Raw genomic sequence first — 14,109 nt, forward strand, 5'->3', positions numbered from 1 at the left:
CACTCACGCCTGGTCGGCCGGCGACTCGCCGAGGATGGCGTCGACGAACGCCTCGGGATCGAAGGGCGCGAGATCGTCGGGCCCTTCGCCGAGACCGACCAGCTTGACCGGTACGCCGAGCTCGCGCTGCACCGCCACGACGATCCCGCCCTTCGCCGACCCGTCGAGCTTGGTGAGCACGATCCCGGTGACGTCGACCACCTCGCTGAAGACCCGTGCCTGGACCAGGCCGTTCTGGCCCGTGGTCGCGTCGAGGACGAGCAGGACCTCGCGCACCGGCACCTGCTTCTCGATGACCCGCTTGACCTTGCCGAGCTCGTCCATGAGCCCGGCCTTGTTCTGCAGCCGGCCGGCAGTGTCCACGAGCACCACGTCGGTCCCCGCGTCGATGCCCGCGCGGACCGACTCGAAGGCGACGCTGGCCGGGTCGCTGCCCTCGGGCCCGGCGACCACCTCGACGCCGACGCGCTGTCCCCACGTGGTCAGCTGCTCGGTCGCGGCGGCCCGGAACGTGTCGGCCGCGCCCATCAGCACCGACCGGCCCTCGGCGACCAGGACCCGGGCGATCTTGCCGACGGAGGTGGTCTTGCCCGAGCCGTTGACGCCGACGACCAGGACGACGGCAGGGTGCTCCCCGTCGAGGTGGAGACTGCGGTCCATGCTCGGGTCGACGAGCGTGAGCAGCTCCTCGCGGAGCACCGAGCGGACGTCGCTGGTCGACCCGCCCTCGACCCGCAACCGGGTGCGGAGCCGCTCGACCAGCTCACCGGTCGGCCCGACGCCGACGTCGGCCGTGATCAGCGTGTCCTCGATGTCCTCCCAGGTGTCGTCGTCCAGCCGGTCGCGCGAGAGCAGCGAGAGCAGGCCGCGACCGAGGCCACCCTGCGAGCCGGCGAGTCGCTGCCGCAGCCGGACCAGCCGGCTGGCGGTACCCTCCGGCCGCTCGAGCGTCGGAGTGGCCGATCGAGGCTCCTCCGCCACTGGCGCCGGAGCCTGCGGCGGGACGCCCTCGCGTGCGTCCGCGACTGTCGGCCGGGGAACGGGCGCCGACGTACGCCGGCCGCCCCGGACGAGCAGCCCGACGACGAGCCCGATCGCCAGGAGCGCGACGACCGCGATGAGGATGATCAGCACGGGAAAGGCCATGCGGCAATCCAACCAGAGGGCGGCCCGTCCGACCGCCGTGCCCTCAGCGGTGGGTGTGCTCCCGGTCGCTGTCCGCGGAAGGAGCGTCGAGGAGGTCGCCGACCGTCTCCACGCCGCGCTGCATCACGTCGCCCAGCCACGGCGCCACCGGGACCTCCTCGCCACGGTGCGGGTAGGCGACGTAGATCACGACCGCGGCGGCGACCAGCAGGATCACCAGCATCAGGAGCACGAGCACGACCATGTCAGCGAGGTCCTTACCGAGAGAGTCCAGGCGGTGTACCCATTCTCACGGGTTCCACCAAACCGTGCCTACTCCCGGCCCGTCCCCGGAACGACCAGCGGCTCGACGACCGCCCGGATGGCGTCCGGGATCGGGGTGCTCGCCCGGCCGCTGCCGCGGCCGGTGTCCGCGGTCGCCTCGACGTAGACGTGCACGAACCGGCCCTCGGCCGCGGCTTCGTCGCCCGGGCCCTGGAAGATCCCGATCCGGTAGACGACCGACGAGATGCCGACCCGGTCCACGACGAGCCCGAGGTCGATCGGCTCCGGGTAGCCGACCTCGCGGAAGTAGCGGCACGAGACCTCCGCGACCACCCCGACGGCCGGCAACGCGCGGATGTCGGTGCCGGTGGCCTCGGCGAGGTGGGCGTTGACGGCGGTGTCGATCAGCTCGAAGTAGCGCGCGTTGTTCATGTGGCCGTAGACGTCGTCGTCGGCCCACCGGGTCGTGGCCCGGCGCCAGACGACGTAGTCGGCCCGCGTCGGTCCCGCCGCTCTCCGTGCCCCCGCGTCGTCGCTCACGCGGGTTCGGACTCGCGGAGCCGCTGGGAGATCACCGCGGAGATGCCGTCGCCGCGCATCGAGACGCCGTAGAGCGCGTCGCCGACCTCCATCGTCCGCTTCTGGTGGGTGATCACGATCAGCTGGGAGTTCTCGCGCAGCTCCTCGTAGATCTCCAGCAGCCTGCCGAGGTTGGTGTCGTCGAGCGCCGCCTCGACCTCGTCGAGGATGTAGAACGGCGACGGCCGGGCCTTGAACAGCGCGACCAGGAACGCGACCGCGACCAGCGAGCGCTCGCCGCCGGAGAGCAGCGAGAGTCGCTTGACCTTCTTGCCCGGCGGCCTGGCCTCGACCTCGATGCCGGTGGTCAGCATGTCGTCGGGGTTCGTGAGCACGAGCCGGCCCTCGCCGCCCGGGAACAGGCGCGAGAAGGTGGCGTCGAACGCCTTGGTCACGTCGGCGTACGCCGCGGTGAAGACCTGCTCGACCCGCTCGTCTACCTCGCGGACGATGTCGAGCAGGTCGCGCCGCGTCCGCTTGAGGTCCTCGAGCTGCTCGGTGAGGAACTTGTGCCGCTCCTCCAGCGCCGAGAACTCCTCGAGGGCCAGCGGGTTGATCCTGCCGAGTTGGGCCAGGGCCCGCTCCGCTGCGCGCAGCCGCTTGAGCTGCTCGTCGCGGTCGTAGGGCACTGACGGAGCCGGCGCCTCGTCCTCGGTGGTCTCGGCGACGTCGTCACCGCGCTCGACGTCGACCGGCGGGACCAGCTGGTCGGGACCGTACTCGGCGACCAGGGAGTCGGCGTCGAGCCCGAGCTCCTCGAGCGCGCGCTCCTCGAGCTGCTCGATGCGCATGCGCTGCTCGGTGCGGGCCATCTCGTCGCGGTGGACGGAGTTCACCAGCTCGTCGAGGGTCGTGCCGAGCTCACGCAGGCGTTCGCGGGCAGCGACGAGCTGCTGCTCTCGACCGGCCCGGCCGCGCTCGATGCCGGTGCGCTGGATCGCTGCGAGCTCGATGGACTCCTCCAGCCGCGCCAGTACGACGGCGACCCCGCGCCCGACTGCCTCGGCCACCCGCCCCTCGCGGAGCAGCTGCTCGCGGCGCGCGATCGCCCGTGCCCTGGCCTCGCGCTCGGCCCGAGCGGCGTTGCGCAGGCCGTCGGCCCGGCCGTGGAGGGCCCGGGCACGCTCCTCGGCAGTGCGCAGGGCGAGCCGGGACTCCATCTCCCGCGCCCGCGCCGACCTGGCGTCCTCGGCCAGTCGCTCGCGCTCGTCGGTGTCCGGCTCGTCGTCGTCGGAAGCCTCTGCCTGCGCCAGCCGCTCCTCGAGCTCGGCCAGCCCGGCGAGGTTGGTGCTGTGGGACTCCTTCGCTGTTGCGATCGCCTGCTCCAGGCGCGCCGCCTCGGCCTTGGCGGAGCGCGCCTGTGCGCCGTACTGGCCGAGCTCCTCGGCCACCGCGGCGAGGGCGGCGTCGGACTCGTGCAGCTTGGCGAGCGCGACGTCGACGCGGCGGGAGGCGTCCTCGCGCTCGGACTCCAGCGTGGCAAGTGCGAAGGTGAGCCGCTCGAGCTCGTGGCTCGCGCGGGCCAGGGCCTCTCCGGCCTCGTCGACGGCAGCCTGAACCTCGATCAGGCTGGGCTGGCTCGAGGAGCCACCCGAGGCGAAGTGGGCTCCCAGCAGGTCGCCGTCGAGCGTCGCGGCGGTCACGTCGGGCACCTCGGCGACCAGCGTGCGGGCGGCGGCCAGGTCGTCGACCACGGCCACCTTCGACAGCAGGCGTGACAACGCCGGTCGCAGGTCCTCGGGGCACTCGACGACATCGATGGCGTAGACGGCACCGGCGGGCAGGACCGGCCAGCTGTCCTGCGTCGCGGGCCCGCCGCCGAGGAGCAGCCCCGCACGACCGAGGTCGTCGGACTTCAGGTGCCCGATGGCGGAGATCGCGGCGTCGACGTCGCGGACGGCGACAGCATCGGCCGCACTGCCCAGCGCAGCGGCGAGAGCGGCTTCGTAACCGGTGCGCACGCTGAGCAGTGCAGCCACCGACCCGAGCAGCCCCGAGACCGATCCGGAGGCGGCCAGCAGCGCGCCCGCGCCGTCCTTGCGGTTCAGGCCGAGCTCGAGGGCCTCCTTGCGCGCGACGAGGGCACCGCGCTCCCGCTCCGCGGTCTGTGCCTCCTCGCGCAGCTTGGCGAGCCGGTCCTCGATGTCGCCGAGCAGGCCACTGGCCGCCTCGTGCTCGGCGTCGAGTCCCTCCTCGCCGGCGTCGAGCCCGGCGACCCGGGTCTCCAGGGAGGTGAAGCTCTGCTGGGCGCGCTCGGCGCGGGCGAGGGCATCGGCACGCGCCTCCGCCAGCCGGGCGACCTCGTCCTCGGCGGCGGCCGCACGGCTGCGCAGGCCGTTGACCTGGCCGTGCAGGCGGGCCAGGCCCTCGCGGCGATCGGCGGCGGCGCGCTGGAGCCCGGCGATGCGGCGCTCCTCGTCGGTGAAGCGCTGCTCGGCAGCCTGCCGGTCGGTGACGGCCTCCTCGAGAGCCGTGCGGTTCTGCGCGACCTCTTCGAGGATCCCGGTCTCCTCCACCTGCACGCGCTCGGCCTCGGCCTCCAGCTCGTCGGGGTCACGGCCCGAGGGCACCCGCTCGTCGGCGACCTGCTGGGCGTTGCGGACCCGCTCGCCGGCGAGGCTGGCGGTCCCGCGGAGGCGCTCGCGCAGGCCGGAGAGGGAGAACCAGGTCTCCTGGGCGCGGGACAGGGCGGGCAGGTCCTCGCGCAGGGCGGCCTCGAGGCCGGACTCCGCCGCGCGCACGGACGCGATCTCCGCCTCGACCTCGGCCCGCTTCGCGACCAGCACGCTCTCGTCGGCGAGCTCCTGCTCGAGCGCCTTGCGCGCCGTGGCCAGGTCGTCGGCCATCAGACGGGCCCGGGCGTCGCGCAGGTCGGCCTGCACGGTCTGTGCCCGCCGGGCGACCTCGGCCTGTCGGCCCAGCGGCTTCAGCTGGCGGCGGATCTCGCTGAGGAGGTCGCCGAGGCGGGTGAGGTTGCCGTCGGTGGACTCGAGCTTCCGCAGCGCCTTCTCCTTGCGCTTGCGGTGCTTGAGGACGCCGGCCGCCTCCTCGATGAACCCGCGGCGGTCCTCGGGTGTCGCGTGCAGGATCGAGTCGAGCTGACCCTGACCGACGATCACGTGCATCTCGCGGCCGATGCCGGAGTCGGAGAGGAGCTCCTGGACGTCGAGCAGGCGGCAGGGAGTGCCGTTGATGGCGTACTCGGAGCCGCCGTTGCGGAACATCGTGCGGCTGATCGTGACCTCGGCGTACTCGATCGGGAGTGCCCCGTCGGCGTTGTCGATGGTCAGCTGCACCTCGGCGCGGCCGAGCGGTGGCCGGCCCGAGGTGCCGGCGAAGATGACGTCCTCCATCTTGCCGCCGCGCAGGGACTTCGCACCCTGCTCCCCCATCACCCACGCGAGCGCGTCGACGACGTTGGACTTGCCCGAGCCGTTGGGTCCGACGATGCAGGTGATGCCGGGCTCGAGCTGGAGGGTGGTCGAGGAGGCGAAGGACTTGAACCCCTTCAGGGTCAGGCTCTTCAGGTACAAGGTGAGGCTCCTCAGTCCGGTGTGCTGACCACGCAGTGCTGACCACAAGGCCTGTGGGCGCGAACAGGGATCCTATGCGGGACTCCTGCCGGGGGAAGCGGCAACGTCGAGACTACGTGGAGCGACGGACGGTACGGCGGCACGCCCCGCGTGTCGCCCTCAGCGGTCCACCGGGTCCTCGTGGGCGATGTGCCGCAGCTGTCCCCAGATGAGCACGACGAACAGCGCGGAGCCGCCGAAGGCGAACCAGAACGGCGCCGTGACGCCCCAGTGCTGGGCCAGCGGCCCGCCGATCGCGGCCCCGATCACCAGGCCGCCGCACACCCCGAGCATGTTGACCGATCCGACGCGGCCCTGCAGCTCGAACGGCACCGCCCGCTGACGCACGGTCGTCGAGGTGGTCCCCCAGATGAAGGCATGGGCGCCGAAGACGAAGAAGATGCCGAGCGCGACCGCCGGCTCGGTCGTCAGGGCCAGCGACAGGTGGGTGAGCGTCTCGATCACGAGGCCGACGCGCATGATGTTGCCGAGGCTCACCCGACGCGTGATCCACCCGTACGACGCGGTCCCGGCGAGGCCCCCGATCGCGGAGGTGGTGGTGAGCAGCCCGAACCCGACCGGACCCATGCCGAGGCGCTGGGTCGCGTAGAGGACGAGGACGGACCAGGCCGCGCCGAAGGTGATGTTGAACGTGAAGATGGTCAGCACGAGCGTCCGCACAGCGGCGTGGTGGCGCACCCAGCGGAACCCCTCCGCGATGTCGGCACGAAGGTGACCGGGCTGCTCCAGCGCACGTCCGTGCGGCGGCAGCACCACCCGCGACACGAGGCCCGCGCCGGCGAGCATCAGCACCACCTCGGTGGCGAACGGCCACGCGGACCCGGCGGCGAACAGCGCAGCGCCGAGCGCCGGGCCGGCGAGCTGGTTGAGCGTGATGAAGCCGCCCATCAGCCGGGCGTTGCCGATCGCCAGGTCCTGGCGCTCGACCAGCATCGGCAGCAAGGTGCCCGAGGTGTTGTCCGCGAACACCTCCGCGCATCCCAGGGTGAACAGCGCGCCCAGCACGACGGGTGCCGAGACGACGTCCGACGCGATCGCGACGACCAGCGTGGCGAGCACCGCGGCCCGGACCAGGTTCACGGTCACCACGATCAGGCGCCGGTCCAGGCGATCGGCCAGCACGCCGGCGTACAGGCCGAGGAGCAGCTGTGGGAGCCACTGGAGCAGGGCAGCCAGGGAGACGACGAACGGGTCGTGGGTCTGCGAGGCGATCAGCAGCGGTCCCGCCGCGACGGCGATCCCGTCGCCCAGGTTGGTCGCCCACGACGAGGCGATCAGCCACCGGAAGCCGACGCCGAGTCGCCGAGGGGCGATCGTCTCGACGAGCCTGGTCACCGCGGCACCCTAGGCCGACGGGGCCCCAGGCGCACCGGGTTATCGGCTGCCCGCGCCCAGCCCCTTGAGCCCGCTCACGAGGAGGTCGACGCCGAAGGCGAAGCGGTCGTCGCCGGAACCGGTGGTCATCGTCTCCGCCATGGCGGAGAGCAGGGGGAAGTGCTCTGCCGGCAGGCTCTGGAAGACCTTGCGGACCTCTGCGACGACCGCGTCCTCGGTCTGGTGCTCGACGGAGGCGGCCTCGTCGCGATCCTGGCCGCGATGCCGCTCACGCCAGATGTCCTCCTCCACGGCGACCGACGCCACGTACAGCGCCGCGACGTCGACGAACCAGGCGCAGTGCTGGTCGGAGACGCCCCCCGCCTTGAGCAGCGCGATCAGTCGCTCGGTGACCATCAGCAGGCTCGGCTGCAGGGGGATCATGCCCAGCGTGCACCGGGCGACACCCGGGTTCGCACGGTAGAGCGCGAGCATGTCGATCAGGCTCGCGCGCAGCTGGTCGTCCCAGTGGTCCGGATCGGGCTCCGGGATCTGCCACTGCCCGCACACCCAGCCGACGACGAGCTGGTCGAGCTCTGCCCGGTTGGCGACGTGGGCGTAGAGCGAAGCCGGGCCGGTGCCGAGCTCGCGGGCGATCGAGCGCATCGTGACCGCGTCGTACCCGCGCTCGCGCAGCTGCTCGACCGCGACCGTGACGATGCGGTCCGCCGAGAGCCGGTCGTGCGCGTCCGGCTTGCGCGGGCGGCTCTTCTGGCCCCCCAGCATCCGCGATACCAGCGCGCTCACCTGCTCGGCGACCTCCTCGGGAGCGGTCACGGTCACCGCCTTCCCCAGCTTGAAGGTCCTGTCCCCACTCATGCCGCCAGTGTAACCACATTCAACGAACATTGTTCTTGACGAACGAACGGTGTTCGCGATAGAACGGTGTTCGTCAATCTCGAACACCGTTCGTCAGGAGCCCCCATGTCCACCGCCACCGCCTCGGCACCGTCCGCACTTCTCGGTCCGGACGGCTACCGCTACCGCTACCGCTGGATGGTCCTCGTCGTCGTGATGGTCGCCGACGTGATGGACCTGCTCGACGCGACCATCGCCAACCTCGCCGGACCCTCGATCCGGCACGACATCGGCGGCAGCGACACCACCCTGCAGTGGGTCCTGGCCGCCTACACCCTGACCTTCGGTGTGGGCCTGATCACCTCCGCCCGCGCCGGAGACCTCTTCGGACGCCGCCCGCTGTTCCTGATCGGGATGGTCGGGTTCACCGCGGCGTCACTCCTCTGCGGGCTCGCGCCGAGCGCGGGGCTGCTGATCGCCGCCCGGGTGGCCCAGGGGTTCTTCGGGGCGGTGATGATCCCCCAGGGCCTGGCGATGGTGAAGTCGTCGTTCCACGAGGACGACCTGCAGAAGGCACTGATCCCCTTCGGGCCGGTGATGGGCCTCGCGGCCGTGCTGGGTCCGATCCTCGCCGGCCTCCTGCTCAAGGCCGACCTGCTCGGCAGCGGCTGGCGCGCGATCTTCTGGGTGAACATCCCGGTCGGTGTCGCGGCGTCGTACCTGGCGATCCGGTACCTGCCCAAGAACCTGCACAGCCACCTCGAGCGCGACCCCGGCGCCCGCCTCGACCCGCTCGGTACGACGCTCCTGACCGCCGCCTCGGTGACCCTGATCTACCCGCTGGTCCAGGGCCACGAGCAGGGCTGGCCGGGCTGGATGTTCGCGATGCTGGGAGCCAGCGTCCTGCTGTGGGGCGCCTTCGTGTGGTCCGAGCGCCGGACCGCGCACCCGGTGATCGAGCGCTCGCTGATGACCAACCGTGCCTTCGTCGGCGGTCTGGTGTTCCTGGGCACCTTCTTCACCGCGATGTCCGGCTTCATGCTCACCATCAACCTGTTCCTGCAGTACGGCCTGCACTTCACCCCGATGCACACGGGCGTCGTGCTCGCCCCCTGGGCGCTGGGGATGGCCGTCGGAGCCGGGGCCTCCGGTGCGGCGCTCGGACCGAGGTTCGGCCGGCGCGTCCTGCACGGCGGCCTGCTGGTGCTCGCCGCCGGCCTCGGCCTGGTCTGGCTCAGCATCGGCGCGCACGGGATGGACACGAGCGGCTGGGACCTGGCGCCCGGGTTCTTCGTCACCGGCCTGGGCAGCGGGGCGATCTTCGCCCCGCTCTTCGACATCATCCTGGCCGGTCTCGGCGAGCAGGAGATCGGCTCCGGCAGCGGGGTGCTCAATGCGGTCCAGCAGTTCTGCGGAGCCCTCGGTGTCGCGGTGCTCGGCTCGGTCTTCTTCCAGCTGCTTCCCGGCCACGGGTTCGCGGACTCCATCCGTGGCCTGATCGTCATCGGGGTCGGCTGTTACGCCGCCAGCTTCGCTGCGGCGTTCCTGCTGCCGAAGGCCGCGAGGGCCGACGGCGAGCTGGTCCACTAGACGCGGACCGGGGATCAGGCGGGCTCGAAGACCTCTTCGTCGGCGGACGCGGTGGTCATCGAGGCGAGCGTGTCGTTCTCCATCTGCAACCGGAGCGCGACGGCTTCGAGGTCCGCGATCCGTTGCCTGAGGAGGTTGTTCTCACGAGCGAGTCGGGCAGTCACGCGGGGATCGGTGCCGCCCATGTAGCCGAGGAGAGCCTTGGCCATGGATATGTCCTCCGGAGGAATTTCTTGGGGTGAGGCCCGCTGACCGGGCCGCCTCCAAGAGTCTCATGGACACCGATGCAGTATCAACCCCCAGCCGAGAGCGCTAACCGTCTCCCCGGGCCCGGCGGGCGCGGGGAGGCGGTTGGCACCGGGGGCAGAAGAACGACGACCGGTTCATGAAGCTGACCCGCCTGATCGGCGTACCGCACCGGGAGCAGGGCTCGCCCTCACGGCCGTAGACCTCCAGCGACCGGTCGAAGTAGCCGCTCTCGCCGTTCACGTTGACGTACAGCGCGTCGAACGAGGTGCCGCCCTGGCCGAGGGCGGCGGACATCACCTCGCGGGCGGCGGCCAGGACGCGCTCGACGTCGGCCACCCGCAGTCCCAGTCCGGGGCGGTCGCCGTGCAGCCGTGCGAGCCAGAGCGCCTCGTCGGCGTAGATGTTGCCCACTCCGGAGACCACGGCCTGGTTCAGGAGGATCCGCTTGATCCCCGAGGCGCTGCGACGGACCCGGCGGACGAACGCCACGTCGTCGAACGCCGGGTCCAGCGGGTCGCGCGCGATGTGCACCAGCTCGTCGGGAAGATCGGCGCCGCCCGGCGAGAACGACAGGCCGCCGAACATCCGCTGGTCCACGAAGCGCAGGTCGAGCGGAGGTCCGCCGCTCGAGGAGCCGAGGCTGAAGCGCACGCGCAGGTGACGCTCCAGCGGCGCCTCGGGCTGCTGGACCAGCAGCTGGCCGCTCATGCCGAGGTGGCCGAGCATCGCGTCCCCGGTGTCGAGGGGCAGCCAGAGGTACTTCCCGCGGCGGCGGGCCGCCGTGAAGACGCGGCCGGTCAGGCGTGCGGCGAAGTCCTCGGGTCCGGGCAGGTGCCGCCGTACCGGGCGGGTGTGCAGCACCTCGACCGACTCGACGGTGCGACCGAGCACGTGGGCCTCCAGCCCACGCCGGACGACCTCGACCTCGGGGAGCTCAGGCACCGGTGGCGTCGGCGCCCGCTGTCGCGGGCAGCTCGTCGGCGAGCGTGCGGTACGCCGACTCGGCCGCCTGCTGCTCGGCCTCCTTCTTCGACCGGCCCACGCCGTGGCCGTGGAGCCGCTCGGCGACGCGCACCTGGGCGGTGAAGGTCTTCATGTGGTCGGGGCCCGCGTCCTCGATCACGTACTGCGGCACGCCCAGGTCGTGCTCGGCGCAGAACTCCTGCAGGCTCGTCTTCCAGTCGAGGCCGGCGCCGAGAGCGGCGGCCGCGTCCAGGAGCGGGTCGAAGAGCAGGTGCACCAGTCGGCCGGCACTCTCGAAGCCGCCCGAGAGGTACGTCGCCCCGATGATCGCCTCGACGGTGTCGGCCAGGATCGAGGACTTGTCGTGGCCGCCCGTCGAGTCCTCCCCCTTGCCCAGCCGGATGTACGGCCCGAGCCCGATCGTGCGGGCCACCTCGGCCAGCGCACGGGCGTTAACGACGGCCGCCCGGAGCTTGGCCAGCCGGCCCTCGGAGAGGTCTGGGTGGGTGGTGTAGAGCGTCTCGGTGATCACGATTCCGAGCACCGAGTCGCCGAGGAACTCCAGGCGCTCGTTGGTCGGCAGGCCGCCGTTCTCGTAGGCGAACGACCGGTGGGTCAGGGCAAGCTCCAGCAGCTCGGCATCCAGCACGGGATCGCCGAGGGCAGCGCGCAGGTCTTTCAACGACTCGGCGTCGTCGGGCTGCTGGGTCACGACAGCGTCAGAGGACGTTGTCAGATCACTTGCCGGCGGTCGGCCCGGGCGCCGTACTGGCCGCACTCGGGGCAGGCGCGGTGCGGCAGGTGCTTGGAGCCGCACGCCGGGTTGGTGCAGGTCACCAGCGAGGGCGCAACGGCCTTCCACTGCGAGCGACGGTGGCGCGTGTTGCTGCGCGACATCTTCCGCTTCGGGACAGCCACGGTGTACTCCTTGTCCGGGTCAGCGGTGCTGACCGGTCGCTTGGTCGGTGCTTCAGTCTTCGTCTGCTGGTGCCGGCTGCGCCGCGACATCGGCCAACGCGGCCCATCGTGGATCGACGGGCTCGTCGTGCCGGTGGTCCGGGTCGTCCGCCAGGCGTGCGCCACACTCGACGCACAGTCCCGGACAGTCGTCCTGGCACAGCGGCTGGAACGGCAGTGCGAGCACCACCGCGTCCCGCAGCACCGGTTCGAGGTCGAGTAGGTCTCCCTCGAGCCGGCTGACATCGTCGTCCTCGTCGTCCCCGTCGGCGGGCTGGTAGAGGTAGAGCTCCTGGAGATCGACCGTGATGCTGTCCTCGATCGGCTCCAGGCACCTCGCGCACTCGCCCTCGAGGTCGGCCGAAGCCGTCCCGGTGGCGAGCACCCCGTCCATGACCGCCTCGAGCCGCAGGTCCAGTTGGACCGGCGAGCCCTCGGGTACGCCCAGGATCTCGATGCCGAGCTCTGCAGGGGCTTCGGCCGTCACCGACACCTTGCGCTGGGACCCCGGGCGGCGGCCGAGCTCGCGTGTATCGAGCACGAGCGGCGCTCTCGGGTCGAGCTTGCTACGCACGGTGTCACTTCCGGTTGAGGCTCTGCAGAACCTACGGGAGTCTAGCGGCAGCCCCCGCTCCCCGCCAAAACGACCGCCGAGCGGGCACAAACGCTGCTCCACGGTACGCCGAGCGGGCACAAACGCTGCACCGCAGTACGCCGAGCGGGCACAAACGCTGCACCGTGGTACGCCGAGCGGGCACAAACGCTGCTCCCGGGATCGGCCGACGTCGACGGCGGCCGGGCCGGCCGAAGGCAGGGCGTTGTTCCGAACGAAGCTTCTCTGCCCGCTCGGCGTGCTGCGGGCGAGCTTTTCTGCCCGCTCGGCGTGCTCCGGGTGAGCTTTTCTGCCCGCTCGGCGTCAGCGCTCGAGGTGGTCGGGGAGCACGATGTCGTCGACGTCGCTGTCGTCGCCCAGCCGGTGCGAGTGGCCCCCGGAGAGCTTGGCCCGGCCGCGGCGGACGAGCTCGAGCGTGCGCTCGAGGGTGAGCTCGAAGTTCGCCAGCTTCTCCTCGACGTACTGGTCGGTCTCGGCCTGCAGCTCGGCCGCCGCCCGCTCGGCCGCCTCGGTGATCTCCGCCGCGCGGCTCTCGGCCAGCCGGAAGACGTCGGTCTCGGAGACCAGCCGCTCGCGCTCCAGCTCGGCGGCGCGCACGATCTCCTCGGCCTGGCTGGTCGCCGCGGCGAGGGTCGCGTCGCGGCCCCCGACCACCTCGGTGGCCTGCGACAGCGTCTGCTCGATGGCGGCGTCGAGCGCGGCGATCAGGTCGAGGAACTCGGCCCGGTTGATCATCGCCGATGCCGACATCGGCATCGAGCGCGCCTCCTCGACGGCGGTGCGCAGCTCACGCAGGCGGGCGTCGATCTCGCCCCTCACCGCGTTCACCGGTCCGCGCCACCCTCTGACTCGGCCCTCTTCTCAGCGAGACGGGCAAGGAGCCGCTCGAGCACGAACGGCGGGACGAGAGCCGAGACGTCACCGCCGTACATCGCCACCTCCTTGACCAGCGAGGAGGCGAGGAAGGAGTACTCAGGGCTGGTGGGGATGAACACCGTCTCCACGTCGACCAGGGAGGAGTTCATCTGCGCCATCTGCAGCTCGTAGTCGAAGTCGCTGACCGCCCGGAGCCCCTTCACGATCGCCCGGATGCCGTGCTGCTCGCAGAAGGTGGTCAGGAGCCCGTCGAAGCCGGCCACGGTGACGTTCGGGAAGTCTGCGCACGCCTTCTCGAGCATCTCGATGCGCTCCTCGGCGGAGAAGAGCCGGGCGCTGGCCTTCGACTTGTTCACGCCGATCGCGACGACCACCTCGTCGAAGAGCTGGGATGCGCGCGACACGATGTCGATGTGCCCGTTGGTGACCGGGTCGAACGAACCGGGACAGACCGCTCTGCGCACTGTCTTCTCCTGTCACGTCTCGGCGGAGGAGCCGCCTCCGAACGCGTCCGGATCGGTGTCCACCGGCTTTTCGGACCCCGTCGGGTGGCGCCGAAGGTACCAGAGCACCGTCTCGCCGTACTTCTTCTTCCGGCGAAGCTCCAGACCGGCGGGCCATGCCGGTTCCACGCTACGCGCCGAGCGCTCCACGACGACAGCGCCGCCCTCCTGTACCCACCCGTGATCGACGAGCAGCGAGAGCACGTGGGCCACCTCCTCGGCGGTCAGCGGGTACGGCGGATCCAGGAACACCACGCCGTACGCCGCGACGGGTGCCGCCGCGAGCACGGCCGCCACCGGCTGCTGCCGCACGTCGAGGGCGAGGCCGGTCGACGCCGCGTTGGCCGAGACGACCTGCGCTGCGCGACGACCGGACTCGACGGCCGTGACGCCCTCCGCGCCACGCGACGCGGCCTCGAGAGCGACGGCGCCCGATCCGGCGTACAGGTCGAGGAAGCGGAGGCCCCGCAGCGTCCCGAACTCCGCCTCGAGCGCCGAGAACAGCGCTTCGCGCACGCGATCGGAGGTCGGTCGGGTGGCGTCGCCGGGCGGCGTCTGCAGCCGCCGGCCGCCGGCGGTGCCGCCGATGATGCGCGTCATCGGC

The 14,109-nt window shown here is 71.7% G+C and carries 15 protein-coding genes; 1 reads left to right on the top strand and 14 read right to left on the bottom strand.

The window, feature by feature from the left end; all coding sequences use genetic code 11:
* Nucleotides 1–3: 3 nt before the first annotated feature.
* The 6 genes from ftsY to ACVW00_RS13395 all read right to left on the bottom strand — a co-directional run bounded on the left by ftsY (nt 4) and on the right by ACVW00_RS13395 (nt 7,775).
* Nucleotides 4–1,146, bottom strand: coding sequence for a signal recognition particle-docking protein FtsY (gene ftsY / locus ACVW00_RS13370; RefSeq protein WP_457111391.1), 1,143 nt, complete (start codon nt 1,144–1,146; stop codon nt 4–6).
* A gap of 43 nt (nt 1,147–1,189) precedes the next feature.
* The gene (locus tag ACVW00_RS13375) at nt 1,190–1,390 is read right to left on the bottom strand and encodes a hypothetical protein (protein WP_457111392.1); all 201 of its coding nucleotides are present in this window, start codon (nt 1,388–1,390) and stop codon (nt 1,190–1,192) included.
* A gap of 68 nt (nt 1,391–1,458) precedes the next feature.
* A complete protein-coding gene (locus ACVW00_RS13380; protein ID WP_457111393.1) occupies nt 1,459–1,950 on the bottom strand; it encodes an acyl-CoA thioesterase in 492 nt (163 codons plus the stop codon).
* Nucleotides 1,947–5,522, bottom strand: a complete 3,576-nt coding sequence (smc, locus tag ACVW00_RS13385; RefSeq protein WP_457111394.1) for a chromosome segregation protein SMC — start codon at nt 5,520–5,522, stop codon at nt 1,947–1,949. The genes ACVW00_RS13380 and smc overlap by 4 nt, the downstream gene beginning before the upstream one ends.
* Before the next feature lie 159 nt (nt 5,523–5,681).
* Nucleotides 5,682–6,917, bottom strand: a complete 1,236-nt coding sequence (locus tag ACVW00_RS13390; protein WP_457111395.1) for an MFS transporter — start codon at nt 6,915–6,917, stop codon at nt 5,682–5,684.
* Between the two features lie 39 nt (nt 6,918–6,956).
* Entirely contained in the window at nt 6,957–7,775 is an 819-nt protein-coding gene (locus ACVW00_RS13395; RefSeq protein WP_457111396.1) for a TetR/AcrR family transcriptional regulator, read from the bottom strand.
* Between the two features lie 105 nt (nt 7,776–7,880).
* Between ACVW00_RS13395 and ACVW00_RS13400 the strand changes: the two genes are divergently transcribed.
* Nucleotides 7,881–9,344 carry an MFS transporter gene (locus ACVW00_RS13400; protein ID WP_457111397.1) on the top strand — a complete coding sequence of 488 codons (1,464 nt, stop codon included), beginning with the start codon at nt 7,881–7,883 and terminating at the stop codon, nt 9,342–9,344.
* Between the two features lie 14 nt (nt 9,345–9,358).
* On the opposite strand, the gene ACVW00_RS13405 is transcribed toward ACVW00_RS13400, so the two are convergent.
* The 8 genes from ACVW00_RS13405 to rsmD form a co-directional block, all read right to left on the bottom strand.
* Nucleotides 9,359–9,553 (bottom strand): hypothetical protein, encoded by a 195-nt coding sequence (locus ACVW00_RS13405; protein WP_457111398.1) that lies wholly within the window; start codon nt 9,551–9,553, stop codon nt 9,359–9,361.
* Between the two features lie 103 nt (nt 9,554–9,656).
* Complete coding sequence (gene mutM / locus ACVW00_RS13410; protein WP_457111399.1) at nt 9,657–10,535, bottom strand: bifunctional DNA-formamidopyrimidine glycosylase/DNA-(apurinic or apyrimidinic site) lyase; 879 nt, start codon at nt 10,533–10,535, stop codon at nt 9,657–9,659.
* Nucleotides 10,528–11,268, bottom strand: a complete 741-nt coding sequence (rnc, locus tag ACVW00_RS13415) for a ribonuclease III (RefSeq protein ID WP_457111400.1) — start codon at nt 11,266–11,268, stop codon at nt 10,528–10,530. The genes mutM and rnc overlap by 8 nt, the downstream gene beginning before the upstream one ends.
* A gap of 20 nt (nt 11,269–11,288) precedes the next feature.
* Entirely contained in the window at nt 11,289–11,474 is a 186-nt protein-coding gene (rpmF, locus tag ACVW00_RS13420) for a 50S ribosomal protein L32 (protein WP_457111401.1), read from the bottom strand.
* A 52-nt stretch (nt 11,475–11,526) separates the two neighbouring features.
* Nucleotides 11,527–12,087, bottom strand: a complete 561-nt coding sequence (locus tag ACVW00_RS13425; RefSeq protein WP_457111402.1) for a YceD family protein — start codon at nt 12,085–12,087, stop codon at nt 11,527–11,529.
* Between the two features lie 342 nt (nt 12,088–12,429).
* Entirely contained in the window at nt 12,430–12,954 is a 525-nt protein-coding gene (locus tag ACVW00_RS13430) for a hypothetical protein (protein WP_457111403.1), read from the bottom strand.
* Nucleotides 12,951–13,466, bottom strand: a complete 516-nt coding sequence (coaD, locus tag ACVW00_RS13435) for a pantetheine-phosphate adenylyltransferase (RefSeq protein WP_457111404.1) — start codon at nt 13,464–13,466, stop codon at nt 12,951–12,953. The genes ACVW00_RS13430 and coaD overlap by 4 nt, the downstream gene beginning before the upstream one ends.
* A 12-nt stretch (nt 13,467–13,478) precedes the next feature.
* Nucleotides 13,479–14,105, bottom strand: a complete 627-nt coding sequence (rsmD, locus tag ACVW00_RS13440; protein ID WP_457111405.1) for a 16S rRNA (guanine(966)-N(2))-methyltransferase RsmD — start codon at nt 14,103–14,105, stop codon at nt 13,479–13,481.
* Between the last annotated feature and the right edge of the window lie 4 nt (nt 14,106–14,109).

Source organism: Marmoricola sp. URHA0025 HA25 (assembly GCF_054059435.1).

What these genes read in the sequence shown, in the direction of transcription:
- ftsY (WP_457111391.1), bottom strand. Translation starts at nt 1,146, where the DNA reads ATGGCCTTTCCCGTGCTGATCATCCTCATCGCGGTCGTCGCGCTCCTG.
- ACVW00_RS13375 (WP_457111392.1), bottom strand. Translation starts at nt 1,390, where the DNA reads ATGGTCGTGCTCGTGCTCCTGATGCTGGTGATCCTGCTGGTCGCCGCC.
- ACVW00_RS13395 (WP_457111396.1), bottom strand. Translation starts at nt 7,775, where the DNA reads ATGAGTGGGGACAGGACCTTCAAGCTGGGGAAGGCGGTGACCGTGACC.
- ACVW00_RS13400 (WP_457111397.1), top strand. Translation starts at nt 7,881, where the DNA reads ATGTCCACCGCCACCGCCTCGGCACCGTCCGCACTTCTCGGTCCGGAC.
- ACVW00_RS13405 (WP_457111398.1), bottom strand. Translation starts at nt 9,553, where the DNA reads ATGGCCAAGGCTCTCCTCGGCTACATGGGCGGCACCGATCCCCGCGTG.
- rsmD (WP_457111405.1), bottom strand. Translation starts at nt 14,105, where the DNA reads ATGACGCGCATCATCGGCGGCACCGCCGGCGGCCGGCGGCTGCAGACG.